Below are 23391 nucleotides of genomic sequence, written 5' to 3'. Positions count from 1 at the left end.
CGTAACGGACCCGCGCGACCAGGGCAGGTGGCGGTAGGCGCTATTCGCCTGCGACCGCGGTCGATGCGGCGGGTGCGGGGTCCGGCACCGTATCGATGTCGGGTGCGGTCACGATCGGACGCCGGCGCTTACGGTCGGTGAGCAGTGCCACCGCCGGCCAGGCGAGGTCGGCCACCGTCATGAGCAGGCGGGACACCAGCGCGGCGACCAGGGCCACCGGCTCGGTCACCGACCCGGCGAGCAGCACCACCAGCGCCGTCTCCCGGGGGCCGAGACCGGCGGGAGCGATCGCCAGCAGGAAACCGATCGACCAGGCGCCGGCGAACGCGGCGACCGACCGGATGATCAGGTCGGAGCCGCCCGCGCCGAAGTCGAGGAGCAGCGCCCACAGGTGCGCGCCGTAGCAGAGCCAGGTGGCCACCGCCCAGAACACCGCCAGCCCGATCCCCCGGGCGGACAGCGGCTTGGGCATCTGCTCGCGGCGGGCCAGCCGCATGGCCAACCCCAGCAGCCGGTTGAGCACCGGCGGCAGCAGCACCACGACGGCCACCGGCACGGTGAGCAGGGTCCACCAGTAGTTGCGCCACGCCTCGCCGCCGAGCAGCGGCAGCATCACGGCCGTGAGCAGCAGGCCGGTGCCGAGCGTGATGAACATGGTGATCAGCACGGCGGCGGCCGAGGAACGGCCCGGCACGTTGTACGCCTTGCCGAGCCGCATCTGGGTCAGCACGGGCCAGACCTTGCCCGGCAGGTACTTGCCGAGCTGGCCGACGAAGAAGATCCGCATCGCACCGGTGAGCGGCACGTGGCTGCCGAAGTCGGCGAGCAGCACCCGCCAGCCCAGGAACGAGCACCAGACCGCGGCCAGCGAGCCGACCAGGGACAGCGCGATCGCCGGCACCGACAGCTCGCCGAGCACGCCCTGCACCTCGGACCAGCGCTTGCTCACCGAGTACGCGACGTAGGCCACGAAGGCCGCCGTGATGGCGATCTCGACGACCCGGCGCAGGACGGACTTGCGCTTCTTCACCGGAGCCGGGGCGGAGGCGGGGGCGGACACAGGAGCACCCTACCCAGTCTCACGCATCGCCCCAGACCGGCTCCGGGGTCTCGGTGACCTCGCCGTCGCCGGCGAACCGGATGAACCGGTCGAAGGAGCGGGTGAACCAGCGGTCGTGGGTGACGGCGATGACCGTACCCGCGAATGCCGCCAGGCCCTGTTCGAGCGCCTCCGCCGAGGCCAGGTCGAGGTTGTCGGTCGGCTCGTCGAGCAGCAGCAGCGTGCAGCCGGACAGCTCCAGCAGCACCACCAGGAAGCGCGCCTGCTGGCCACCGGACAGCGTGCCGAACCGCTGGTCGCCCTGCCCGGCCAGCTCGTAGCGGCCCAGCACCTTCATCGCCTGCTGCCGGTCGAGCCCGTCGCGGTGCTCGTCACCGCGCCAGAGGATCTCGACCAGGGTCTTGGGCATCAACTCGGGCCGGTCGTGAGTCTGCGAGAAGTGCCCCGGCCGCACGCGGGCGCCGAGCCGGGCCACTCCGCCGTGCGCGACGGCGGCCAGCTTCTCGCCACCGTCGACGGGCAGGTTGGCCGGGTCCGGGTCGGTGCCACCGCGGGCCAGCAGCCGCAGGAAGTGTGACTTGCCGGTGCCGTTGGCGCCGAGCACCGCCAGCCGGTCGCCGTACCAGAGCTCCAGGTCGAACGGGTAGGTCAGCCCGTCGAGCTCGAGCCCTGAGCAGATCACCGCCCGCTTGCCGGTGCGCCCGCCGGTCAGCCGCATCCGGATGTCCTGGTCGCGCGGCGGAGTCGGCGGTGGGCCGGCCTCTTCGAACTTGCGCAGCCGGGTCTGTGCGGCCCGGTAGCGCGAGGCCATGTCGGAGTTGTAGGCGGCCTTCTGCTTGTACATCAGCATCTGCTCACGCAGCTTCTGATGCTCCTCTTCCCAACGCCGCCCGTCTTCCTCGAGCTTCTCGTGCCGGGCCAGCCGGGCGTCGTGCCACGACGCGAAGCCGCCGGGATGCACCCAGGCGCTGCCGCCCTCGACCGCGACCACCCGGTCGGCGGTCTGCGCCAGCAGCTCGCGGTCGTGGGAGACATAGAGGACCGACTTGGCCGACTCGCGCAGCCGGGCCTCCAACCAACGCTTCCCGGGTACGTCGAGGAAGTTGTCGGGCTCGTCGAGCAGCAGCACCTCGTCGGCGCCGCGCAGCAGCAGCTCGAGCGCGACCCGCTTCTGCTGGCCGCCGGAGAGCGTGCGCACCGGCCGCTGCCGGGTCTCCTCCCACGGCTTGTCGAGCACGATCGTCGACACCGTGTCGAACAGCACCTCGGCGTCGTAGCCACCGGCCTCGCCCCAGGCGGCCAGCGCGTCCGCGTACGCCACCTGCGCCTTGCCCGCCGACGTGCTGAACTTGCCGCGCAGCTCGGCCGCGTGCATGGCGGTCTCGGCTTTGCTCAGCCGCTCACCGGCCGCGCGCAGCGGCGGCGCCGCGAGCGAGAGCACGAGCTGCTGGAGCGTGGTCTCGTCGCCGACCATGCCGATGAACTGCCGCATGACGCCGAGCCCGCCGAAGCGGGCCACCACGCCGGTGTGCACCGGCAGGTCGCCGGCGACCATCCGCAGCAGCGTGGTCTTGCCGGCGCCGTTGGGGCCGACGAGGGCCACCTTGGCACCCTCGCCCACCCGGAACGAGACGTCAGCGAAAAGCTCGCGGCCGTCGGGCAGCACATGCCCGACGCCGGCAACATCGATGTAGCCCACGCCGAAATGGTGCAGTACAAAGCCGCCCTACGTCGCGTCAATTCCGCCCGGCGACGAGACCCGGAGCACCCGGAAGCCCTTCTGGCTCGCGTGCCGGGTCACCTGCCAGCCCTCGTCCTCCAGCCAGCGGTGCAGCGAGTCGCCACCCAGGTGCCGGCCCGCGACCAGCCAGGCGACGCCGTCGGGCGCGAGCCGGGGCAGCCAGCGGCCGAGCAGCGCGTGCAGCTCGGTCTTGCCGACCCGGAACGGCGGGTTCGTCCAGATCTGTGCGAACCCGACACTGTCGTCGACCCCCTCGGGGTCCGACACCCGCACGCCGAGCGGCGCGCCATTGGCCGCCGCCAGAGCGCGGGCGCGCGCGTTGACGTCGATCGCGTAGACGGTGGCCGACGGGGCGACGGTGGCGAGCACGCAGGCGATCGGCCCGTAGCCGCAGCCGAGGTCGAGCAGCGCGCCGCTCTCGGTGCGGTCGGGCAGGTCGGCCTTTCGCAGCAGCACCGCGGTGCCCGGGTCGAGCCGGCCGGCGGAGAACACCCCGCCGGAGGCGCGCAGGCGGAACTCGTGGCCGCCGGCGGCGAACTCGACGGTGCGCTCGGCACCCGCAGTGGCGGCGTCCGGCTCGGCGGTGAAGTAATGGTCCCCGGTCACGCCTCGCATTCTCGCCCACGAGGCGGTCACTCGAATGGGCGCCACCCGTTCGACGGGAGCCGACCGAATTCCGGCCGTCCGGCCGGTCCCACCGCCTAGCGTGGCCCGCGTGCTTCTCGGGCGCGTACTCGCGGCCTGGCGGTCACCGGACTGGCGGCCACCGCGGCAATGGCGGCCCACCTGCGTGCTCACCGCACTGGCGGTGCTCGCGCTGTGTGGCTATGGCACCTACCTGGTGGCCGGCGACGATCCGCCGGTCGCCGGGGCCGAGGCGACCGGGCAGCCGGCCGCCGCCACCGTGCTGCGCGAGCTGACCTCGCGGGCCGACGACCCTCGCCCGCTGACCGCGGGCGAGGTGTTCCCCGGCTCGGTGGTGGTCGCGGGGCCGACCGGCGCGCGCTACCGGGTGCTGCGGGTGCAGACGTTGGAGCGCTGTGCCGGTGCGGCCGAGGGCGAGGTCGTCCCGCTGCTCGAGGCGGCCGGCTGCAACCAGGTGGTGCGGGCGACGCTGCGCTCCCCCGACGGCGACTACGCGGTCACCGCCGGGCTGCTCAACCTGTCCGACGCGGACGGCGCCGAGACGGTGCGCGGCGGGATCAAGTCGCTGCTGGACGCCGAGAGCGGTCGACTGCGCGGTCTGCCGGCCGGCAGCGGCACCGGCGGCCTGGCCCGCGACACCGCCCAACTCGGCTGGCACGCCCGTGGGCATTTCCTGGCGTACGCGGTGATCGCCCGCACCGACGGCGGCAAGATCTACCCGGACGACCCGACCGCCCGGCAGGTCCTCTCCGACCTGATCGAGCAACACCTACGCACCCGCGTCCTGGACCGCCGGGCGGCGGGATCTTAAGAGGCAGGGCCTAAGAAGGCGGGGCCTAAGAGGCGGGCGTTCGGAGCCGGCGCGTCGCGTTGGCGCGGGCGGCCAGCGCGCCCGGCTCCTCGGGATAGCCCACCGCGACCAGGGCCAGGCCGTGCGGCGGAGCGACGGTCACCGCGCTGCTGCGCTCGCGCCGGGTGAGCTGGCTGGCCGGCCACTCCGGCGGGCGGCGGCCGTCGCCGGCGACCAGCATCGCGCCGACCAGGCTGCGCACCATCGCCTGGCAGAACGCGTCAGCCTGGACGGTCGCGACCAGCACGCCGTCGGCCACCACCCGGTGCCACTCCAGCCGCGTCACTTCCCGCACCGTGGTGGCGTTCTCCTTGCGCTTGCAGAACGCCGCGAAGTCGTGTTCGCCGTGCAGACCCTCGGCGGCCGCGTTGAGGCGCTCCAGGTCGAGGCTGCGGGGCCAGGCGAGGGTGTCGCGGCGGCGCAGCGGCTCGGCACCCCAGGGCGCGTCGGTGACCCGGTACTCGTACCGGCGGAACGTCGCGGAGAACCGGGCGTCGAACTCGGGCGGCGCCTCGGCCAGCGCGGTCACCCGCACGTCGCCCGGCAGCAGCCCCGCCAACCGGCGCAGCAGGGTCGGCCCGGTCGCCGCCCACACCGGGTCGGGCAGGTCGACGTGCGCGACCTGGCCGGTGGCGTGCACCCCGGCGTCGGTGCGGCCGGCCACCGTGAGTCCCGTCGCCACGCCCGCGCCGAGCACCTGCTCCAGGACCGCCAGGATCGAGCCCGCGACCGTACGCCGCTCCGGCTGCACCGCCCAGCCGGAGAAGTCGGTGCCGTCGTAGGCGATGTCCAGTCGCGCTCGCACGTCGTACCCCCTGATGAGACGAAGAAGGCGCCCCGCGAAGGGCGCCTTCATCGTCGTGCCGTGCTGCTGCTTACTTGTCGTCGTCCTTGGCCTCGGCCTCGGTGGAGACCGGTGCCTCGGTCGACGTGGCGGACGGGGGCTCTTCCTCGCGGGTGAGCGCCTCGACCTTGTCGCGCTGCGCGGTGGCCTTGCGGGCCGCCTTCTTCGCCGGGGCGGCGGGCGCCTCGGCGAGCTCTTCGACCAGCTCGATGATCGCCATCGGAGCGTTGTCGCCCTTGCGGGGGACGGTCTTGATGATCCGCGTGTAGCCGCCGCTGCGGTTGGCGTACCGCGGTGCGATGTCATCGAACAGGGCAAAGACCACGTCCTTGTCCCGGACGACGGTCAGCACCCGGCGCCGGGCGTGCAGGTCACCGCGCTTGGCCTTGGTGATCAGCTGCTCGGCGAGCGGACGCAGGCGCTTCGCCTTCGTCTCGGTCGTAGTGATCTTCCCGTGCCGGAACAGCGCAGTGGCCAGGTTGGCCAGCAACAGCCGTTCGTGCGCCGGGCTACCGCCGAGGCGGGGACCCTTGGTGGGCGTGGGCATCGTTGGTGCTCCTCAGGTGTCGCAGCGGGGTGTCAGAGCTGCTCGGTCTCGCGGTAGTCGTCGGTGTCGTAGTCAACCTCGCCGAAGGAGTCCACGACGTGCGCGGGGTCGAAGTTGGGCGCCGAGTCCTTCAGGCCCAGACCCATGCCGGCGAGCTTCATCTTGACCTCGTCGATCGACTTCTGACCGAAATTCCTTATATCGAGGAGGTCGGCCTCCGTGCGCCCGATGAGCTCACCGACGGTGTTGATGCCCTCGCGCTTGAGGCAGTTGTACGAGCGGACGGTGAGGTCCAGCTCCTCGATCGGCAAGGCCAGGTCGGCAGCGAGCTGCGCGTCCTGCGGCGACGGGCCGATGTCGATGCCCTCGGCGGTCTCGTCGAGCTCACGAGCCAGGCCGAAGAGCTCGACCAGGGTGGAGCCGGCGGACGCCAGGGCGGTGCGCGGGCCGATCGACGGCTTGGTCTCGACGTCGATGATCAGCCGGTCGAAGTCGGTGCGCTGCTCGACACGGGTCGCCTCGACCTTGTAGGTGACCTTCAGCACCGGCGAGTAGATCGAGTCGACCGGGATCCGGCCGATCTCGGCACCCGCGCTCTTGTTCTGGTTCGCGGTCACGTAACCACGACCCCGCTCGACGGTCAGCTCCATGTCGAGCCGGCCCTTGCTGTTGAGCGTCGCCAGCTTGAGGTCCGCGTTGTGCACCGAGACGCCGGCCGGGGGCTGGATATCGCCCGCGGTCACGTCGCCGGGGCCCTGCTTACGCAGGTACATGCTGACCGGCTCGTCGTGCTCGGAGCTGACGCACAGCTCCTTGACGTTCATGACCAGCTCGACGACGTCTTCCTTGACGCCCGGGATGGTGGTGAACTCGTGCAGGACGCCGTCGACCTTGATGCTGGTGACGGCCGCGCCCGGGATCGAGCTGAGCAGGGTCCGCCGGAGCGAGTTGCCGAGCGTGTAGCCGAAGCCGGGCTCGAGCGGCTCGATGGTGAACCGGGAACGGGTCTCGCTGATCGACTCCTCGGAGAGAGTCGGCCGCTGGGTGATGAGCACTTCGTTTCTTCCTTCGTTCGGGACCGCCCACTATTTGACGGTCGCCTGATGGTTGCTCCGCGCCGCCGCCGCGAAACGGCGGCGGCGCGGAGCCACCGAGCGCTACTTGGAGTAGAGCTCGACGATCAGCTGCTCCTGGACCTGGGTGTCGATCACCTGGCGGGCCGGGAGGGAGTGCACCAGCACCTTGTGCTGGGTGGGGATGGCCTCGAGCCACGCCGGCACGGTCTTCGAACCGGCTTCGGCCTGGGCCACGATGAACGGGGTGAGGTCCTGCGACTTCTCCCGCACCTGCACGATGTCGTGCTCCCGGACGCGGTACGACGGGATGTCGACCTTCTTGCCGTTGACCACGAAGTGGCCGTGCTTGACCAGCTGGCGCGCGTGGTCGCGGGACTTGGCCAGGCCAGCCCGGTAGACCACGTTGTCGAGGCGCGACTCGAGGATCTGGAGCAGGACCTCGCCGGTCTTGCCCTTCTTCGAGACGGCTTCCTCGTAGTAACCGCGGAACTGCTTCTCCAGCACGCCGTACACGCGGCGGGCCTTCTGCTTCTCACGAAGCTGGAGCAGGTACTCGGTCTCCTTCGTGCGGCCACGGCCGTGCTGTCCAGGCGGGAAGGGCCGGGACTCGAACGGGCACTTGGGGCCGTCGCACTTGCTGCCCTTGAGGAACAGCTTCATCTTCTCCCGCCGGCAACGGCGGCAGTCAGCACCGGTATAACGAGCCATTTTCCTCTAACCTCTCAGACCCGACGACGCTTCGGCGGACGGCACCCGTTGTGCGGCTGCGGGGTGACGTCGGCGATCTGGCCGACCTCGAGGCCCACGGCCTGCAGCGAACGGATCGCGGTCTCCCGGCCGGAACCGGGACCCTTCACGAACACGTCGACCTTGCGCATGCCGTGCTCCATGGCCCGACGAGCGGCGGCCTCGGCGGCCAGCTGCGCGGCGAACGGAGTCGACTTGCGGGAGCCCTTGAAGCCAACCTGGCCCGCGGAGGCCCAGGAGATGACCGCACCAGTCGGGTCGGTGATCGACACGATGGTGTTGTTGAAGGTGCTCTTGATGTGCGCCTGCCCGTGGGCGACGTTCTTGCGTTCCTTGCGCCGGACCTTCTTTACAGCGGCCCCGGCACGAGCCTTCGGTGGCATAAGTCTTCTGCGCTCCTAGTTACTTCTTGCCGGGCTTCTTCTTGCCGGCGACGGTCCGCTTCGGACCCTTCCGGGTACGTGCGTTGGTGCGAGTCCGCTGGCCACGAACGGGGAGACCCCGACGGTGCCGGATGCCCTCGTAGCAGCCGATCTCGACCTTGCGGCGGATGTCAGCGGCGACCTCGCGGCGCAGGTCGCCTTCAACCTTGAAGTTGGCCTCGATGTAGTCGCGGAGCTGAACAAGCTCCTCGTCCGAGAGGTCCTTCGCACGCTTGTCCAGGGAAACGCCGGTAGCGCCAAGGGCTTCCTTGGCGCGGGTCCGACCGACCCCGTAGATGTAAGTGAGCGCGATCTCCATGCGCTTGTCGCGCGGGAGGTCAACGCCGGCTAGACGTGCCATGTGCGGGCGTACTCCTCGTGTGTTCGCGGAGGTCTGTGCCCATCCCGCCCCGCGTGCCCGCGCGGGCCCTGGCCTCCGGCCAAGGGTGTGCCACGAGTCGCCTTGCTCCCGCGGCTGGGACGAGCTTGTTCGTTTGTATTGCCGCCCGGGACTTAGCCCTGGCGCTGCTTGTGGCGCGGGTCGTCACAGATGACCATGACCCGGCCGTGCCGGCGGATGACGCGGCACTTGTTGCAGATTCGCTTGACGCTCGGCTTGACCTTCACGGTTTGCCTTTACTTCCCATCAACGCCCGGCGGCGCCGCAATGGCATGCCGGACCGTCGTAACGGACGGGGACTGGATGTCCCGTCGCCAGGTGTTACTTGTAGCGGTAGACGATGCGCCCACGAGTCAGGTCATAGGGTGAGAGCTCCACCACAACCCGGTCTTCGGGCAGGATGCGGATGTAGTGCTGCCGCATCTTGCCGCTGATGTGAGCCAGTACCTTGTGGCCGTTGGCGAGCTCAACCCTGAACATGGCATTCGGCAATGGCTCGATGACCCGACCCTCGATCTCGATGGCCCCGTCTTTTTTCGGCATATCCTCCGCTGTCCTGACGTCGGTGTTCCGGAACGGTGCACAGAGTCTCCCGAGCGAGGGATCGCCCAGGCCAGCCGCGGGCCCTGTCGACCGCCGAAGCGCGATGGCGGGCATGACAGAGCGGACGCTGTGCGCCGACACTACATACTACGCGGGGGTACGCATCGACGCCAAACCGGCGTCGAACGGCAGCCGAAGTCAGTCTTCTTCGAGCTCGCGCTGTTCCTTGGCCCGCTTGCGCTTGTGCTCGCGGGCCTGCCCGGAGGCCCACTTCTGCGGCTCGCCGCTGGCCAGCCCGCCGATCGTGGAGACCAGCAGAACCGCGCCCCACGGCCCGGCCACCCACGCCGGCCAGAAGTAGAGCCACTCCGCTGTCATCAGGCAGATAACTGCCCATATCGCGACGACGATCGCGACCGTGGCGAAGTAGCCGTCCCAAGTATGCGCCAGCCACCGGGCGGTGGCGTTCGGGAACCGGCCGTCGACGTCCGGAACCAGCGCGTCGTTGCGCCTGGGCACGATGAGCTGCGAGTCGGCGGTGGGAGCGGAGGTGTCCGGGAGGTCGTCGAGCAGTCCGTCGAGGTCGCCGAAGGTCTTCGCCGCGTAGGTCTTCTGCAGCCGTTCGTCGTATTCGGGTAGGTCCAGGCGCCCGAGTTCCAGGGCCGTCCGGAGTTGGTCGGCAACGTGCTGCCGATCCGAGTCACCCGCCCGCATCTGGCGCCGGTCCATACCCCTGAGGATGCCACCGGCGGACCACTAACGTGCGGGCTCATGAATGTCTCCGCGAATTACGTCAACGACGAGAATCTCCGAACCCGTCAGGGAATCTGGGCGTACGGCACCAAAGCGCCGCTAGTCGGGCGGGTGCTGGAGCTCGTCGACGTCGCCGCGGATGCGACGGTCGTGGACGTGGGCTGCGGAAACGGTCGCTACCTGGGCGCGCTGCGGGACCGTGGGCACCGCGGGCCGCTGGTCGGACTCGATCTGTCGCCCGGCATGGCGGCAACCGCCCGATCGGCATCGGGAGCGGCGACGGCGGTCGCGGACGCACAGACCATCCCGATCCGGACGGGCGCCGCGCAGGTCACTCTCGCACCACACATGCTCTACCACGTCCCGGACATCCCGCTGGCCCTGGCCGAGCTGCGCCGGATCACCAGGCCCGGGGGCCGCGTGGTCGTCGTCACCAACAGCACGCGGCACGGATACGAGCTCGACACACTGCTCGCGGACGTCACGGGTGACCTGCTCGGCACACCGGTGCGCATGGCGTGGGACGGCCAGCGGTTCCGCACGAACCAGGCCGACCTGCTGCTGCCCACCGTCTTCGCCGAGGTCGACAAGCGCGACCTGGGCCAACTGGTGCCGGTGCCGGCGGCAGCCGTCGTCCGCGGCTACCTCGAGAGCCTGCCGGCCGAGGCGATCGCGGTGCCCGCCGGCCGCCGCGCGGAGGTCTTGGCCGAGGTGGAGAGGCGGGCCGACGCGCACATCACGGCGCACGGCAGCTTCCCGGTGACCGGTGGGGCCACCGCCTACCTCTGCCGCTGAAGCGCGTCGCGCAGGAAGTCCACCTCGATCTCCAGCACGTGCGCCGCCTCGTCTCCGGTGAACATGTGGCTGCTGGTCGGCAGCGTCAGCAACTGGTGCGGGCGGCCGGCGGTGAGCAGGGCCGCGGACAGCTTCAGCGTGTGTGCCGGATGCACGTTGTCGTCCAGCAGCCCGTGGATGAGCAGCAACGGCCGGGACAGCCCGGGTGCGTCGGCGATCAGCGAGTCACGGTCGTACGTGTCCGGGTTGTCGTCCGGGTGCCCGAAGAACCGCTCCTGCCAGTGGGTGTCGTAGAGCCGCATGTCCGTCGCCGGGGCGCTGGCGACGGCGGCGTGGAATACGTCCGGACGACGCAGCACGGCGCGGGCGGCGAGGTAGCCGCCGTACGAGCCGCCGCGGATGGCGACCTGGGTCAGGTCCAGGTCCGGATGCCTTTGCGCCGCGGCCCGCAGGCCGACGATCTGGTCCTCGAGTGCGGCGGCGCCGGCGTCACCGTGCACCGTCTTGTCCCAGCGCGGTCCGCGGCCCGGCGTGCCCCGCCCGTCGACCACCACGACGGCGAAGCCCTGGTCGGCGAACCACTGCGAGGTGAGGTACGCGGACTGGGCGGCGAGCACCCGCTGGGCGCCCGGGCCGCCGTAGGGGTCGAGCAGCACAGGCAGCCGCCGCCCGCCGGGTCGGTGGCCGGTCGGCAACAACACCGCGGTACGCAGGCCCAGCTCACCGGCCTCGAACAGGTCAGGGCGCGGCTCGACCGGCGCGGACAGTGCCAGGCCGGCCAGCGCAGTCGGCGTGCCCCCGTCGGCCCGGACGGTGACCTGGACGCCGGGCTCGGAAAGGTTCCGGCTGACCAGCACCGTGGTCCCGCCGGTCCGCAGTCCGTCGTGCACGCCGTCCACACCGGTCAGGCAGGTGACGCCGCTCGGGGCGGACCAGGACCAGACGTGTCGCCGCGTCGGCTCGGTCGACCCGGCGAACAGCACGGTGTCGCCCTCGACGGCCAGGATCGCGTCGACCTGGAGCCCCGCCGGCGTGACCGGCTCACCATCGACCAGCAGGTGCCGGGTCTCGTCGCGATCCACCGTCCAGACCAGCGCACCGCTCCCGGTGCGGGCCGGGGTGCCCGCCACCAGCTCGACCCACGCCGGGTCGTCCTGCTCGTGCTCGACGCTGGACGCACCGGTGTCCGGGTCGACGCGCAGCACACGGACGCTGGTCTGGGCCCGGTTCTGCACCGCGACAGTCAGGCCCGCGGGATCCCAGCAGACACCGGTGAGATATTCGAACGTCCGCCGGTCCCACTCGACCTCGACGCGGCCGCCGTCGAGGTCGACGACGTGCAGGCTGACGTCGGCGTTGGCGGTGCCCGCGGCCGGGTAGCGCAACGCGATCGGCGCGGCTGTCGGTTCGGCCAGGTTGGCGATGTGCCAGACCTGGACCTGGCTCTCGTCCACCCGGGCCACCGCCACCCGCCGACCGTCCGGCGCCCACCACCAGCCGCGGTACCGGTGCATCGACTCGCCCGCCACGTGCTCGGCCAGCCCGTAGCCGACCGCCGGCCCGTCCGGCGCGGCGAGCGTGCGCGCACCCGTGCCGTCCACGCCGATGAGGTGCAGACCGCCACCGCTGACGTAGCCCACCAGCCGGCCGTCCGGATCCGGCCAGGGGTCGACCACACCGCCGTCGGTGGGCAGGGTCCGGGCGACGCCGCTGTCCGGCTCCACGAGGACGAGCTCGCCGCCGAGGGCCAGCGAGACCACCGACTGCGTGCGGTCGCTGGCGAAGCCGGTCACGCCGCCGGCGGCCTGCCGGCTCCGCTGCCGGCGCCGCTGTTCGGCCGGGGGCAACGCGGACTCGTCGTGCCCGAGCTCACGCGGGTCGAGCAGAAGCCGCTCCCGTGCCGACGCGACGTCGTAGGCCCACAAGCAGGCGACCGGATCGTCGCCGGCGCGGCTGCGGGCGAAGAGCACTTGCCGCCCGTCGCCACGGATGGCGAACTGTCCTGGCAGACCTACCGTGAAGTTCCGTGTCCTGGCTCGCAGCGCCGGAAAATCCATGCCCCAAGATAGATCAACAGTAGGGCGGTGGTTGGCCCCGTGGTCAGGAGGGTGCGGACGCGGACGACGCGGAAGCTCGGGCGGAGAGCAGGTCGCCGAGCCGGGCCCGGCCGCCGTCGACCGCGGTCAGCACCCAGACGCCGTCGGCGAGCAGGGCGATCGAGTGCTCGACGTGCGCGGCCACCGAGTGGTCGCGGGTGATCACGGTCCAGCCGTCGTCGAGCTCGACCGAGCGTGGCGAGCCCATCGTGATCATCGGCTCGATCGCCAGGCACAGGCCCGGCGAGAGCTTGATCCCGCGGCCCGGTCGGCCGTGGTTGAGGACGTGCGGGTCCTGGTGCATCTCGGTGCCGATGCCATGCCCGCCGTAGCCGTCGACGATGCCGTAGTTGCCGCCGGCCCGCACCGCGGTCTCCACCGCGTGGCTGATGTCGGTCAGCCGGCCGCGTCCGGAGCGCACCCCACGGGCCGCGGCCGCGATGCCGGCCCACATGGAGTCCTCGGCGACCGAGGCCATCTTCAGCAGCTTCGGGTCGACGTCGCCGACCGGCACGGTGATCGCCGCGTCGCCGTGCCAGCCATCGAGGATGGCACCGCAGTCCAGCGAGATCAGGTCTCCCTCGCGCAACACCTGGCTCGGCGACGGGATGGCGTGCACGATCTGCTCGTTGACCGAGGAACAGATGGAGCCTGGGTAGCCGTGGTAGCCCTTGAACGACGGGGTCCCGCCCGCGTCGCGGATCACCCGCTCGGCGACCGCGTCCAGGTCGGCGGTGGTCACGCCCGGCGCCACCGCGGCCCGCATCGCGGCCAGAGCGCTGGCCACGACCAGGCCGGCCCGGCGCATCAGGTCGATCTGCTCAGGGGTTTTCAGCTGAATGTCCAGCTGGTGTCGGCGCATCAATCGAGATTAACCGCTAACCGCCGTACGACCGCAACGCGTCGATCGCCCGAACGGTGACGTCCTCGACAGGCCCAGTGGCGTCGATGCCGACCAGCTTGCCCTGCGCGCCGTAGTAGTCGACCAGGGGCGCGGTCTTCTCGGCGTACTCCACCAGCCGCTTGGCGATCGTCTCGGCCTTGTCGTCGTCGCGCTGGAAGAGCTTCGAGCCGCAGCGGTCGCAGATGCCTTCCCGCGTCGGCGCGTCGAACTCGACGTGCCAGATCTTGCCGCAGCCGCGACAGGTGCGCCGGCCGGACAGCCGCCGGATCACCTCGTCGTCGTCGACCACGAGTTCCATCACCAGGTCGAGCGCGGTGCCCAGGTCGGCCAGCAGCTTGTCGAGCGCGGCCGCCTGGGGCGTCGTACGCGGGAAACCGTCGAGCAGGAAGCCCTCGCCGGCGTCGGGTTCGGCAAGCCGCTCCCGGACCATGTTGATGGTCACCTCGTCGGGCACCAGCTTGCCGGCGTCCATGTAGCGCCTGGCCTCGACGCCGAGCGGCGTCCCCTGCGAGACGTTCGCGCGGAAGATGTCCCCGGTCGAGATCTTGGGCACGGCCAGGTGCGCGGCGATGAATTCGGCCTGCGTCCCCTTTCCCGCGCCCGGAGGACCTACGAGAACAATTCGCACTAGCGCAGGAACCCTTCGTAGTTCCGCTGCATGAGCTGGCTCTCGATCTGCTTCACCGTCTCCAGCCCGACGCCGACCATGATCAGCACGGCGGTGCCGCCGAACGGGAAGTTCATGTACTGCTGACGGTCGAGCCAGATGAAGAAGAAGCTCGGCAGGATCGAGATGACACCCAGGTAGAGCGCGCCGGGAAGGGTGATCCGGCTCAGGATGAAGTCGAGGTACTCCGCTGTCGGCTTGCCCGGCCGGATGCCCGGCACGAACCCGCCGTACTTCTTCATGTTGTCCGCAACCTCAGTCGGGTTGAACGTGATCGACACGTAGAAGTAGGTGAAGAAGATGATCAGCAGGAAGTACAGCGTGATGTAGATGTAGCTGGTGGGGTCGACCAGGTTGTTCTGGATCCACGACTGCCAGCCGTTGAGGTTGTTGCGGTCGTAGAACTGCAGCAGCAACGCGGGCAGGTAGAGCAACGACGACCCGAAGATGACCGGGATGACGCCGGCCTGGTTCACCTTGAGCGGGATGTAGGTGGACGTGCCGCCGTACATCCGCCGGCCGATCATCCGTTTGGCGTATTGCACCGGGATCCGGCGCTGGGCCTGTTCGATGAAGACCACGAAGAAGATGATCAGCAGGACGAGCGCGATCACCAGGAAGAACTTCCACCAGCCCTGGCTGATCTTGATCTGCCAGCCCTCGCTGGGGAGGCGAGCCATGATCGAGGTGAAGATCAGGACCGACATGCCGTTGCCGACGCCGCGGTCGGTGATCAGCTCGCCCAGCCACATGACCACGCCGGTGCCGGCGGTCATCGTCACGACCAGCGCCACCAGGGTGACCCAGGTCGGCAGCGCGGTGTTCGGGACGATCGGGAACTGGTCGCACTGGTTGTTGAAGAGCTGACCCGAGCGGGCGAGCGCCACGAAGGCCGACGCCTGGAGGATGCCCAGGCCCAGCGTCAGGTAGCGGGTGTACTGCGTGATCTTCGCCTGGCCGGCCTGACCCTCCTTGCGGAGCTGCTCCAGCCGTGGGATCACGACGGTCAACAGCTGCAAGATGATCGAGGCTGTGATGTACGGCATAATGCCGAGCGCGAAGACCGACAGCGACAGCAGCGCACCGCCGGAGAACAGGTTCAGCAGGTTGAAGACGCCACCTGCGTTGTTGTTCGCCATCAGGTCCATGCACTTCTGCACGTTTCCGTAGGAAACGCCCGGGCTGGGCAGCGTGGCGCCCAGTCGGTAGACCGCGATGATCCCGACTGTGAACAATAGTTTCTTGCGCAGGTCAGGCGTGCGGAACGCACTGATAAATGCGGAGAGCAACGTCTTCCTCCTGCGCGGGCGACCGCCGGGGACGTGGCGGCTCGGGGTGGCTGTCGGTAGTGGTCCGACACCCTGTCGGGAACGGACTCTAACTTATCTGGCTCGGGCGGTGACCGGCTGGCCGCGCCCATCCATCAAAAACGATATCCGGCCACCTAGCTCCGGATCAACGCCGGAGGGGCGCGGCACCTGACGGTCTTTGGACCGTCGGCGCCGCGCCCCTGTCCGCGCTACAGCTCGGTGGTGGCGCCACCAGCGGCGGCGATCTTCTCTTTCGCCGACGCACTGAACGCGTGCGCGGTGAGTCGGAGAGATACGCCACCCAGGTCGCCGCTGCCGAGCACCTTGACCGGGTGGCCCTTGCGGACCGCTCCGGCGTCGACGAGCTCGGCCGGGCCGACCTCGCCGCCGTTCGGGAACAGCTCGGCCAGCTTGTCCAGGTTGACGACCTGGAAGACGACCTTGTTCTGGTTGCGGAAGCCCTTCATCTTCGGCAGCCGCATGTGGATGGGCATCTGCCCGCCCTCAAACGACGCCGGGACGTTCTTCCGGGCCTTGGAGCCCTTGGTGCCGCGACCGGCGGTCTTGCCCTTGGAGCCTTCACCGCGACCCACCCGGGTCTTGTCGGTCTTGGCGCCGGGGGCCGGACGCAGGTGGTGAACCTTGATGGTCATTACTCGACCTCCTCGACCTTCACGAGGTGGTTGACCTTGAAGATCATGCCCCGAATCTCGGGCCGGTCTTCCTTGACCACCACGTCGTTGATCCGCTTCAGGCCGAGCGACCGCAGGGACTCCCGCTGGTTGTGCTTCGACCCGATCCCGGACCGGACCTGAGTGACCTTGAGCCGTGCCATCACACACTCACCCCAGCCCGGCTGGCCAGCATCGCGGCCGGAGCCACGTCCTCGACCGGCAGGCCACGACGGGCGGCGACAGCCTCCGGCGACTCGAGCGCCTTGAGCGCCGCCACGGTGGCGTGCACGATGTTGATCGGGTTGGACGACCCGAGGCTCTTGGAGAGCACGTCGTGGATGCCAGCGCACTCCAGCACCGCGCGGACCGGCCCACCGGCGATGACGCCCGTACCGGCCGAGGCCGGCTTGAGCAGCACCACGCCAGCGGCGTCTTCGCCCTGCACCGGGTGCGGGATCGACTGGGCGATCCGCGGCACCTTGAAGAAGTGCTTCTTGGCCTCCTCGACACCCTTGGCGATCGCCGCGGGCACCTCCTTGGCCTTGCCGTACCCGACGCCGACCGTGCCGTCGCCGTCGCCGACGATCACCAGGGCGGTGAAGCTGAAACGCCGACCACCCTTGACGACCTTGGCGACACGGTTGATCGCGACGACCCGCTCGAGGTGCGGAGTCTTCTCGACGGGCGCGTTTCCGCGGCCGCCCTCACGGCGGTTGTCGCGGCGACCACCCTCGTTGCCACCGGACCCGCCGCCACGGCGCTGTTGACCTGGCATCAGCAGCCTTCCTTTCTCAGATGTGACGGCATCAGAACTCGAGCCCGGCCTCGCGCGCGGCGGAGGCCAGCGCGGCGATGCGACCCGCATATTTGCTGCCACCGCGGTCGAAGACGACCTTCGACACGCCGGCGGCCTTGGCCCGCTCGGCGAGGAGCGCGCCGACCTTGCCGGCCAGAGCGCTCTTGTCGCCGTCGGTGCCTCGGATCGAGGCATCCAGGGTCGACGCCGACGCCAGGGTGTGACCCTTGGCATCGTCGACGATCTGGGCGTTGATGTGCCGCAGCGAGCGGGTGACGACCAGGCGCGGACGCTCGGCCGAACCCACCAGGTTCTTGCGGACCCGGAAGTGCCGACGCGCCCGGCCCACGGCCCGCTTCGCGGCAACGCCGCGACGGCGCTTGAGTAGCGTGGCGGTCACTTCTTACCTGCCTTTCCAGCCTTACGGCGAACGACCTCGCCCTGATACCGGACGCCCTTGCCCTTGTACGGCTCCGGCGGACGGATCTTCCGGATGTTGGCGGCCACCTCACCGACCTGCTGCTTGTCGATGCCAGCGATGTGGAACAGCGTGGGCCGCTCCACGGTGAAGGTGATGCCCTCCGGCGCCGGGACGACGACGGGGTGCGAGAACCCGAGCGCGAACTCGAGGTCCTTGCCCTTCGCGGTGACCCGGTAACCGGTGCCCGCGATCTCGAGGGTCTTGCGGTAACCGTCGGTCACCCCTACGACCATGTTCGCCACCAGCGTACGCGAGAGGCCGTGGAGCTCCTTGGCCTTCCGCTCGTCGTTGGGGCGCTTGACCACGAGCTCGTTCTCGGCGCGCTCGATGGTGATCGGCTCGGCCAGCGTGTGGCTGAGCGATCCCTTCGGGCCCTTCACCTGAACGTCCTGGCCGTTGATCGTGATGTCGACGCCGGTCGGCACCGGGATCGTCTTACGTCCAATTCGCGACATTTCTTTAAACTCCCCGGTTACCAGACGAAGGCGAGGACTTCCCCGCCCACGCTCCGCTTGCGGGCCTGCCGGTCGGTCAGCAGTCCCTGGGACGTCGAAATGATCGCCACGCCCAAACCGCCGAGCACCCGCGGGAGCCCGTCCGACTTGGCGTAAACCCGAAGACCGGGCTTGGACACGCGCTTGATCCCGGCCAGGCTCCGCTCACGGTTCTGGCCGTACTTGAGCTCGACGACCAGTCGCTTGCCGACGACGCCCTCGGCGGGCTCCTCGACAACCCAGGTGGCGATGTAACCCTCGCTCTTGAGGACCTCGGCGATGTTCGCCTTGATCTTCGAGTAGGGCATCGTCACCCGGTCGTGATACGCCTGGTTGGCGTTGCGCAGACGGGTGAGCATGTCTGCGATCGGGTCGGTCATCGTCATGAGTTCTCGTCAACCTTTCTCGCCGTGGTTCCCCGCCAAGGGCCTGCGGCGAAGTGGCATTTCGGGTGGTGGCTTACCACGAGGCCTTGGACACACCGGGAAGCTCACCGCGGTGAGCCATCTCCCGGATGCAGACCCGGCAGAGACCGAACTTGCGGTAGACCGCCTTGGGACGCCCGCAGCGCTGGCAACGGGTGTACGCGCGGACCGCGAACTTCGGCTTCGCGGCAGCCTTAATGATCAGCGCCTTCTTAGCCATGTACTCAGTTCTCCTTGAACGGGAAGCCCAGGAGCTTGAGCAGCGCCCGGCCCTCGTCGTCGGTCGTCGCGGTGGTTACCACCGTGATGTCCATGCCCCGCACGCGGTCGATCCGGTCCTGGTCGATCTCGTGGAACACCGACTGCTCGGTAAGCCCGAACGTGTAGTTGCCGTTGCCGTCGAGCTTGCGGGCGTCGAGGCCACGGAAGTCGCGGATACGCGGGAGGGCGATCGACAGCAGCCGGTCGAGGAACTCCCACATCCGGTCGCCGCGAAGGGTCACCTTCGCGCCGATCGGCATGCCCTCACGCAGCTTGAACTGCGCGATGGACTTGGTCGCCCGGCGGACCAGCGGCTTCTGGCCGGTGATCGTGGTCAGGTCACGGACGGCGCCGTCGATCAGCTTCGCGTCGCGAGCCGCCTCACCGACACCCATGTTGACAACGATCTTGACCAGGCCCGGGGTCTGCATCGGGTTGGCGTAGTTGTACTTCTCGCGAAGCTGCCCCACGACCTCGTCGCGGTAGCGCTGCTTCAAACGCGGCAGCGTCTTCTCGGCTGTCGTGGTCATCACAGGTCCTTACCGGTGCTGCGGGCGACGCGAACCTTGGTGCCGTTCTCGTCGACGCGGTAACCGACCCGGGTCGGCTTGCCGTCGGAGTCCAGGACCATCACGTTCGAGACGTGGATGGGTGCCTCCTGCGTGACGATGCCACCGGTCTTGGCGCCGCGCTGGGTGGTGCGGATGCGTTCGTGCTTCTTGACCCGGTTGACGCCTTCGACAATGAGCTTGTCCTGGCGCGGCATGGCCGAGATGACCTTGCCCTTGGCGCCCTTGTCCTTGCCGGCGATGACGACGACCGTGTCGCCCTTCTTCACCTTCATGGCTAGAGCACCTCCGGTGCCAAAGAAATGATCTTCATGAAACGCTTGTCCCGCAGCTCACGGCCGACGGGGCCGAAGATACGGGTGCCGCGGGGGTCGCCGCCATCTTTGATGATCACGGCGGCGTTCTCGTCGAAGCGGATGTACGAGCCGTCCGGACGCCGCTTCTCCTTCGCGGTGCGGACGACGACCGCCTTGACGACGTCGCCCTTCTTCACACCAGCGCCGGGAATGGCGTCCTTCACAGTGGCGACGATCACGTCGCCGATGCCCGCGTAGCGCCGACCCGAGCCACCGAGGACCCGGATGCACAGGATCTCCCGCGCACCCGTGTTGTCGGCGACACGCAGTCGCGACTCTTGCTGAATCACGTCTATCTCCTCTGTCTGCCAGTCCTCCGGCGTTGCCGGAGCTTGGAAGAACCGGTCGGCTTACTTACTTCGCGCGCTCGAGGATCTCCACGACTCGCCAGCGCTTGGTGGCGGACAGCGGACGGGTCTCCATGATCATGACCCGGTCGCCGATGCCACACGAGTTCTGCTCGTCGTGGACCTTGAGCTTGCGCGTACGCCGCAGAACCTTGCCGTAGAGCGGGTGCTTGACCCGGTCCTCGACCTCGACCACGACGGTCTTGTCCATCTTGTCGCTCACCACGAGACCCTCACGGGTCTTACGGCGGGCCCGCTCGGGAGCGGTGGTGTTCTCAGTCATCACGCAGTCACCTCAGTAGGCGCGACCGAGAGCCCCAGCTCACGTTCACGCATGATCGTGTAGATCCGGGCGATCTCCTTACGGATGACCTGCAGCCGACGGTTGTTGTCGAGCTGGCCCGTCGCGGACTGCACGCGGAGGTTGAACAGCTCCGCCTTGGCCTCGCGCAGCAACGAGATCAGTTCCTCTTCAGGAAGCTCTCGCAGCTCGGCGGCCTTGGTGCCCGCTGCCATCAGGATTCACCCACTTCGCGTGTCACGATGCGGCACTTCATCGGAAGCTTGTGGATCGCGCGACGCATCGCCTCTCGCGCAATCTGCTCGTTGGGGAAGGACATCTCGAACAGCACGCGGCCGGGCTTGATGTTGGCCACCCACCACTCGGGCGAACCCTTACCGGAACCCATTCGGGTCTCGGCGGGCTTCTTGGTCAGAGCCTGGTCCGGGAAGACCGTGATCCAGACCTTGCCACCGCGCTTGATGTGGCGGGTCATCGCGATACGAGCCGCCTCGATCTGCCGGTTGGTGAGGTACGCCGACTCGAGCGCCTGGATTCCGAACTCGCCGAAGACCACCCGGTTGCCGCCCTTGGACGCGCCATGGCGGTCCGGGTGGTGCGGCTTGCGGAAGCCCTTCGGGGGCTTACGCGGCATCAGCATGGTGGTCAGCCCTCCTGCTGTTCAGTCGCCGGCGCGGCAGGAGCCGCAGCGGCGGTGTCGTTCGTGGTGGGCTCGGCGGCCGGTGCCGCGGGCGCGCCACCGGTGGCCTCGGCCTGGGCGGCCTGCTGGGCTGCCCGACCCGCCTCGGTGCCGCCGGCGGTCGTGCCGGACGAACCGGACCGGCCACGGCGCGGACGCTCGGGACGGTCGCCGCGCTCACGGCGCGGACGCGGCGCACCGGCGTCGGCCGGAGCCTCCCGGCCCGGAACGGCGTCGCCCTTGTAGATCCAGACCTTCACACCGATGCGGCCGAACGTGGTGCGGGCCTCGAAGAACCCGTACTCGATGTTGGCGCGCAGCGTGTGCAGCGGGACCCGGCCCTCGCGGTAGAACTCGGTGCGGCTCATCTCAGCCCCGCCGAGGCGGCCGGAGACCTGCACCCGGATGCCCTTGACGACCGGGTTCTTCATCGCCGACTGCATGGCCTTGCGCATCGCGCGGCGGAAGCTGACCCGGCTCGACAGCTGCTCGGCCACGCCCTGCGCGACGAGCTGAGCGTCGGACTCGGGGTTCTTCACCTCGAGGATGTTGAGCTGCACCTGCTTGCCGGTCAGCTTCTCGAGCTCGCCGCGGATCCGGTCGGCCTCCGCACCCTTACGGCCGATGACGATGCCCGGCCGAGCGGTGTGGATGTCAACGCGGACCCGGTCGCGGGTGCGCTCGATGTCGACCTTGGAAATCCCGGCACGCTCCAGGCCCTTGGACATCATCCGGCGAATCTTGACGTCTTCGCCGATGTAGTCCTTGTAGAGCTTGTCCGCGAACCAGCGGGACTTCCAGTCGGTCGAGATGCCGAGCCGGAACCCGTGCGGGTGAACCTTCTGACCCATTACTCGGTCCCCTCCTCGGCGGTCTCGTCCGCCTTGGTCTCCGTCGCCTTGCTGGCCTTGGTGGCCTTGGTCGCCTTCTTGGCGGCGGCCTTCTTGGCCGGTGCCGGCTCAGCTGCGGCGGTTGCCTCGGTGGTGGTCTCGTCGGCCTCGGTCGCCGGAGCGGCCTTCGTGGCCTTGGCGGCCTGCTTGGCCGGCGCGGTCTTCTTGCCCGGGCGGTTGGCCGGAGCCACCGCCTCTACCGCCACGGTGATGTGGCAGGTGCGCTTGCGGATCCGGTAGGCCCGACCCTGTGCGCGCGGCCGGAACCGCTTCATGGTCGGACCCTCGTCGACGAACGCCTCGCTGACGAGCAACGCGTCGGGGTCCAGCCGCTCGTTGTTCTCCGCGTTGGCGATCGCGCTGGCGAGCACCTTGTAGACCTGCTCGCTCGCCGACTGCGGAGCGAACTGGAGCACCGTGAGCGCCTCTTTCGCGGGCAGACCGCGGACGAGGTTGACCACTCGGCGCGCCTTGTTCGGCGAGATGCGCACGTGGCGCGCAACCGCCCGTGCGCCCGGAAGCGCCGGAGCGTCGCCCTTGACTGGCATCGCTGTAACCCCTCTGATCCTCTATCTGCACCGCGTCAGCGGCGGCGGCTCTTCCGGTCGTCCTTCTCGTGACCCTTGAACGTGCGGGTCAACGCGAACTCGCCGAGCTTGTGCCCGACCATGGCCTCGCTGACGAACACCGGGACGTGCTTGCGACCGTCGTGTACGGCGATCGTGTGCCCCAGCATCTCGGGGATGATCGTCGAACGGCGCGACCACGTCTTGATGACGTTTTTCGAACCCTTGTCGTTCTGCGTCTCCACCTTCTTGATCAGGTGGTCGTCGACGAACGGGCCCTTCTTCAGGCTGCGTGGCATTTCGGGTTATCCCCGCTTCCGGTTGGCGTAACGACGGCGGACGATCAGCCGGTCGCTCGGCTGGCCCTTGCGGCGGGTGCGACCCTCCGGCTTACCCTGCGGGTTGACCGGGTGGCGACCACCGGAGGTCTTACCCTCACCACCACCGTGCGGGTGGTCGACCGGGTTCATCGCGACACCACGGACGGTCGGGCGCTTGCCCTTCCACCGCATCCGGCCGGCCTTGCCCCAGTTGATGTTGGACTGGTCGGCGTTGCCGATCTCTCCAACAGTCGCCCGGCAGCGCACGTCGACCCGGCGGATCTCGCCCGAGGGCATCCGCAGCGTCGCGTACTGGCCCTCGCGGCCCAGCAGCTGGATGCCGACGCCGGCCGAACGGGCCAGCTTGGCCCCGCCGCCCGGGCGCAGCTCCACGCCGTGCACCTGGGTGCCGACCGGGATGTTGCGCAGCGGCAGGTTGTTGCCGGGCTTGATGTCAGCGCCGGGGCCGGACTCGACCGCGTCGCCCTGCTTCAGGTCCTTCGGCGCGATGATGTAGCGCTTCTCGCCGTCGGCGTAGTGCAGCAGCGCGATGCGCGCCGTGCGGTTCGGGTCGTACTCGATGTGCGCGACCTTGGCCGGCACGCCGTCCTTGTCGACCCGCTTGAAGTCGATGATCCGGTACTGACGCTTGTGCCCGCCGCCGTGGTGCCGCGTGGTGATCCGGCCGTGCGCGTTGCGCCCGCCCTTCTTCGGCAGCGGAGCCAGCAGCGACTTCTCCGGCGTCGACCGGGTGATCTCAGCGAAGTCGGCGACGCTGGAGCCACGCCGGCCCGGCGTCGTCGGCTTGTACTTACGGATAGCCATTGTCTAT

General features: G+C 69.4%; 34 protein-coding genes and 1 pseudogene. 2 read left to right on the top strand and 33 right to left on the bottom strand.

All coding sequences use genetic code 11. The features are described 5' to 3' along the window. Nucleotides 1-40 precede the first annotated feature (40 nt). The 3 genes from BLV39_RS05345 to BLV39_RS05335 are packed head-to-tail and all read right to left on the bottom strand — an operon-like array spanning nucleotide 41 to nucleotide 3407. A complete protein-coding gene (locus tag BLV39_RS05345) occupies nucleotides 41-1060 on the bottom strand; it encodes a lysylphosphatidylglycerol synthase transmembrane domain-containing protein (RefSeq protein ID WP_090787984.1) in 1020 nt (339 codons plus the stop codon). 19 nt (nucleotides 1061-1079) lie between these two features. Beyond that, the gene (locus BLV39_RS05340) at nucleotides 1080-2759 is read right to left on the bottom strand and encodes an ABC-F family ATP-binding cassette domain-containing protein (RefSeq protein ID WP_090787982.1); all 1680 of its coding nucleotides are present in this window, start codon (nucleotides 2757-2759) and stop codon (nucleotides 1080-1082) included. A 27-nt stretch (nucleotides 2760-2786) separates the two neighbouring features. Next, on the bottom strand, nucleotides 2787-3407 hold the full coding sequence (locus BLV39_RS05335; RefSeq protein ID WP_090787980.1) for a class I SAM-dependent methyltransferase: 621 nt from the start codon (nucleotides 3405-3407) through the stop codon (nucleotides 2787-2789). A 109-nt stretch (nucleotides 3408-3516) separates the two neighbouring features. On the opposite strand from BLV39_RS05335, the gene BLV39_RS05330 reads away from it, so the two are divergent. After that, nucleotides 3517-4257 carry a hypothetical protein gene (locus BLV39_RS05330; protein WP_143049648.1) on the top strand — a complete coding sequence of 247 codons (741 nt, stop codon included), beginning with the start codon at nucleotides 3517-3519 and terminating at the stop codon, nucleotides 4255-4257. A gap of 25 nt (nucleotides 4258-4282) precedes the next feature. Here the strand turns inward: BLV39_RS05330 and truA are convergent, their stop codons facing one another. The 9 genes from truA to BLV39_RS05285 all read right to left on the bottom strand — a co-directional run bounded on the left by truA (nucleotide 4283) and on the right by BLV39_RS05285 (nucleotide 9589). After that, entirely contained in the window at nucleotides 4283-5101 is an 819-nt protein-coding gene (gene truA, locus BLV39_RS05325; RefSeq protein WP_239083723.1) for a tRNA pseudouridine(38-40) synthase TruA, read from the bottom strand. Nucleotides 5102-5171: 70 nt separating this feature from the next. After that, nucleotides 5172-5687: a 50S ribosomal protein L17 gene (gene rplQ / locus BLV39_RS05320; RefSeq protein ID WP_090787974.1), complete on the bottom strand. Its 516-nt coding sequence runs from the start codon at nucleotides 5685-5687 to the stop codon at nucleotides 5172-5174. Nucleotides 5688-5719: 32 nt separating this feature from the next. Beyond that, the gene (locus tag BLV39_RS05315; RefSeq protein ID WP_090787972.1) at nucleotides 5720-6742 is read right to left on the bottom strand and encodes a DNA-directed RNA polymerase subunit alpha; all 1023 of its coding nucleotides are present in this window, start codon (nucleotides 6740-6742) and stop codon (nucleotides 5720-5722) included. Nucleotides 6743-6844: 102 nt separating this feature from the next. Further along, the gene (gene rpsD, locus BLV39_RS05310; RefSeq protein ID WP_090787970.1) at nucleotides 6845-7471 is read right to left on the bottom strand and encodes a 30S ribosomal protein S4; all 627 of its coding nucleotides are present in this window, start codon (nucleotides 7469-7471) and stop codon (nucleotides 6845-6847) included. Nucleotides 7472-7485: 14 nt separating this feature from the next. Further along, entirely contained in the window at nucleotides 7486-7893 is a 408-nt protein-coding gene (rpsK, locus tag BLV39_RS05305; RefSeq protein WP_030329919.1) for a 30S ribosomal protein S11, read from the bottom strand. 19 nt (nucleotides 7894-7912) lie between these two features. After that, nucleotides 7913-8293 carry a 30S ribosomal protein S13 gene (gene rpsM / locus BLV39_RS05300; protein WP_090787968.1) on the bottom strand — a complete coding sequence of 127 codons (381 nt, stop codon included), beginning with the start codon at nucleotides 8291-8293 and terminating at the stop codon, nucleotides 7913-7915. 152 nt (nucleotides 8294-8445) lie between these two features. Next, nucleotides 8446-8559 (bottom strand): 50S ribosomal protein L36, encoded by a 114-nt coding sequence (rpmJ, locus tag BLV39_RS05295; RefSeq protein ID WP_023358216.1) that lies wholly within the window; start codon nucleotides 8557-8559, stop codon nucleotides 8446-8448. 94 nt (nucleotides 8560-8653) lie between these two features. Further along, the gene (infA, locus tag BLV39_RS05290; RefSeq protein WP_007073013.1) at nucleotides 8654-8875 is read right to left on the bottom strand and encodes a translation initiation factor IF-1; all 222 of its coding nucleotides are present in this window, start codon (nucleotides 8873-8875) and stop codon (nucleotides 8654-8656) included. Between the two features lie 198 nt (nucleotides 8876-9073). Continuing rightward, nucleotides 9074-9589: a DUF1707 SHOCT-like domain-containing protein gene (locus tag BLV39_RS05285; RefSeq protein ID WP_090791151.1), complete on the bottom strand. Its 516-nt coding sequence runs from the start codon at nucleotides 9587-9589 to the stop codon at nucleotides 9074-9076. A 57-nt stretch (nucleotides 9590-9646) separates the two neighbouring features. Here BLV39_RS05285 and BLV39_RS05280 point away from each other — a divergent pair, with 57 nt between their 5' ends. Further along, entirely contained in the window at nucleotides 9647-10423 is a 777-nt protein-coding gene (locus tag BLV39_RS05280) for a class I SAM-dependent methyltransferase (RefSeq protein ID WP_090787965.1), read from the top strand. On the opposite strand, the gene BLV39_RS05275 is transcribed toward BLV39_RS05280, so the two are convergent. The 21 genes and pseudogenes from BLV39_RS05275 to rplB form a co-directional block, all read right to left on the bottom strand. Continuing rightward, nucleotides 10408-12393 carry a S9 family peptidase gene (locus BLV39_RS05275; protein ID WP_218137073.1) on the bottom strand — a complete coding sequence of 662 codons (1986 nt, stop codon included), beginning with the start codon at nucleotides 12391-12393 and terminating at the stop codon, nucleotides 10408-10410. The two genes, BLV39_RS05280 and BLV39_RS05275, sit on opposite strands and share 16 nt — an antisense overlap. Before the next feature lie 130 nt (nucleotides 12394-12523). Next, nucleotides 12524-13381 carry a type I methionyl aminopeptidase gene (map, locus tag BLV39_RS05270; RefSeq protein WP_090787961.1) on the bottom strand — a complete coding sequence of 286 codons (858 nt, stop codon included), beginning with the start codon at nucleotides 13379-13381 and terminating at the stop codon, nucleotides 12524-12526. Between the two features lie 16 nt (nucleotides 13382-13397). Beyond that, on the bottom strand, nucleotides 13398-14051 hold the full coding sequence (locus tag BLV39_RS05265; protein WP_090787958.1) for an adenylate kinase: 654 nt from the start codon (nucleotides 14049-14051) through the stop codon (nucleotides 13398-13400). Beyond that, entirely contained in the window at nucleotides 14051-15379 is a 1329-nt protein-coding gene (secY, locus tag BLV39_RS05260; RefSeq protein WP_090787955.1) for a preprotein translocase subunit SecY, read from the bottom strand. Before secY ends, BLV39_RS05265 begins: the two co-directional genes overlap by 1 nt. 230 nt (nucleotides 15380-15609) lie before the next feature. Continuing rightward, a complete protein-coding gene (gene rplO / locus BLV39_RS05255) occupies nucleotides 15610-16053 on the bottom strand; it encodes a 50S ribosomal protein L15 (protein ID WP_090787952.1) in 444 nt (147 codons plus the stop codon). Further along, a complete protein-coding gene (gene rpmD, locus BLV39_RS05250) occupies nucleotides 16053-16235 on the bottom strand; it encodes a 50S ribosomal protein L30 (protein ID WP_090787949.1) in 183 nt (60 codons plus the stop codon). Before rpmD ends, rplO begins: the two co-directional genes overlap by 1 nt. Further along, nucleotides 16235-16849 (bottom strand): 30S ribosomal protein S5, encoded by a 615-nt coding sequence (gene rpsE, locus BLV39_RS05245; protein WP_090787945.1) that lies wholly within the window; start codon nucleotides 16847-16849, stop codon nucleotides 16235-16237. Before rpsE ends, rpmD begins: the two co-directional genes overlap by 1 nt. 31 nt (nucleotides 16850-16880) lie before the next feature. Beyond that, on the bottom strand, nucleotides 16881-17270 hold the full coding sequence (gene rplR, locus BLV39_RS05240; RefSeq protein ID WP_090787941.1) for a 50S ribosomal protein L18: 390 nt from the start codon (nucleotides 17268-17270) through the stop codon (nucleotides 16881-16883). Continuing rightward, nucleotides 17267-17806: a 50S ribosomal protein L6 gene (gene rplF, locus BLV39_RS05235; RefSeq protein WP_090787938.1), complete on the bottom strand. Its 540-nt coding sequence runs from the start codon at nucleotides 17804-17806 to the stop codon at nucleotides 17267-17269. Before rplF ends, rplR begins: the two co-directional genes overlap by 4 nt. A 17-nt stretch (nucleotides 17807-17823) precedes the next feature. Further along, complete coding sequence (gene rpsH, locus BLV39_RS05230; RefSeq protein ID WP_090787934.1) at nucleotides 17824-18231, bottom strand: 30S ribosomal protein S8; 408 nt, start codon at nucleotides 18229-18231, stop codon at nucleotides 17824-17826. A 73-nt stretch (nucleotides 18232-18304) separates the two neighbouring features. Then, nucleotides 18305-18490, bottom strand: coding sequence for a type Z 30S ribosomal protein S14 (locus BLV39_RS05225; protein ID WP_090787931.1), 186 nt, complete (start codon nucleotides 18488-18490; stop codon nucleotides 18305-18307). A gap of 4 nt (nucleotides 18491-18494) precedes the next feature. After that, the gene (rplE, locus tag BLV39_RS05220; protein WP_090787928.1) at nucleotides 18495-19061 is read right to left on the bottom strand and encodes a 50S ribosomal protein L5; all 567 of its coding nucleotides are present in this window, start codon (nucleotides 19059-19061) and stop codon (nucleotides 18495-18497) included. After that, nucleotides 19061-19375 carry a 50S ribosomal protein L24 gene (rplX, locus tag BLV39_RS05215; protein WP_090787924.1) on the bottom strand — a complete coding sequence of 105 codons (315 nt, stop codon included), beginning with the start codon at nucleotides 19373-19375 and terminating at the stop codon, nucleotides 19061-19063. The genes rplE and rplX overlap by 1 nt, the downstream gene beginning before the upstream one ends. A 2-nt stretch (nucleotides 19376-19377) precedes the next feature. Beyond that, entirely contained in the window at nucleotides 19378-19746 is a 369-nt protein-coding gene (gene rplN / locus BLV39_RS05210; RefSeq protein ID WP_089244879.1) for a 50S ribosomal protein L14, read from the bottom strand. Between the two features lie 64 nt (nucleotides 19747-19810). Continuing rightward, nucleotides 19811-20086, bottom strand: coding sequence for a 30S ribosomal protein S17 (gene rpsQ / locus BLV39_RS05205; RefSeq protein ID WP_090787921.1), 276 nt, complete (start codon nucleotides 20084-20086; stop codon nucleotides 19811-19813). Then, on the bottom strand, nucleotides 20086-20319 hold the full coding sequence (rpmC, locus tag BLV39_RS05200) for a 50S ribosomal protein L29 (RefSeq protein WP_090787918.1): 234 nt from the start codon (nucleotides 20317-20319) through the stop codon (nucleotides 20086-20088). The genes rpsQ and rpmC overlap by 1 nt, the downstream gene beginning before the upstream one ends. Beyond that, nucleotides 20319-20744, bottom strand: a complete 426-nt coding sequence (gene rplP / locus BLV39_RS05195) for a 50S ribosomal protein L16 (RefSeq protein ID WP_090787916.1) — start codon at nucleotides 20742-20744, stop codon at nucleotides 20319-20321. The genes rpmC and rplP overlap by 1 nt, the downstream gene beginning before the upstream one ends. Nucleotides 20745-20749: 5 nt before the next feature. Continuing rightward, on the bottom strand, nucleotides 20750-21634 hold the full coding sequence (rpsC, locus tag BLV39_RS05190) for a 30S ribosomal protein S3 (RefSeq protein ID WP_090787913.1): 885 nt from the start codon (nucleotides 21632-21634) through the stop codon (nucleotides 20750-20752). Nucleotides 21635-21741: 107 nt separating this feature from the next. Next, nucleotides 21742-22221, bottom strand: a pseudogene (gene rplV, locus BLV39_RS05185) (50S ribosomal protein L22); the annotation flags it as partial. A gap of 35 nt (nucleotides 22222-22256) precedes the next feature. After that, nucleotides 22257-22538 (bottom strand): 30S ribosomal protein S19, encoded by a 282-nt coding sequence (gene rpsS / locus BLV39_RS05180; protein ID WP_090787907.1) that lies wholly within the window; start codon nucleotides 22536-22538, stop codon nucleotides 22257-22259. A gap of 6 nt (nucleotides 22539-22544) precedes the next feature. Next, nucleotides 22545-23384 carry a 50S ribosomal protein L2 gene (rplB, locus tag BLV39_RS05175; protein ID WP_089244867.1) on the bottom strand — a complete coding sequence of 280 codons (840 nt, stop codon included), beginning with the start codon at nucleotides 23382-23384 and terminating at the stop codon, nucleotides 22545-22547. Nucleotides 23385-23391: the final 7 nt, after the last annotated feature.

The organism is Asanoa ishikariensis (assembly GCF_900107455.1).
GTDB lineage: Bacteria > Actinomycetota > Actinomycetes > Mycobacteriales > Micromonosporaceae > Asanoa > Asanoa ishikariensis.
Note: the sequence above shows the minus strand (reverse complement) of the source record. Positions and strands in the feature narration are given on the sequence as shown.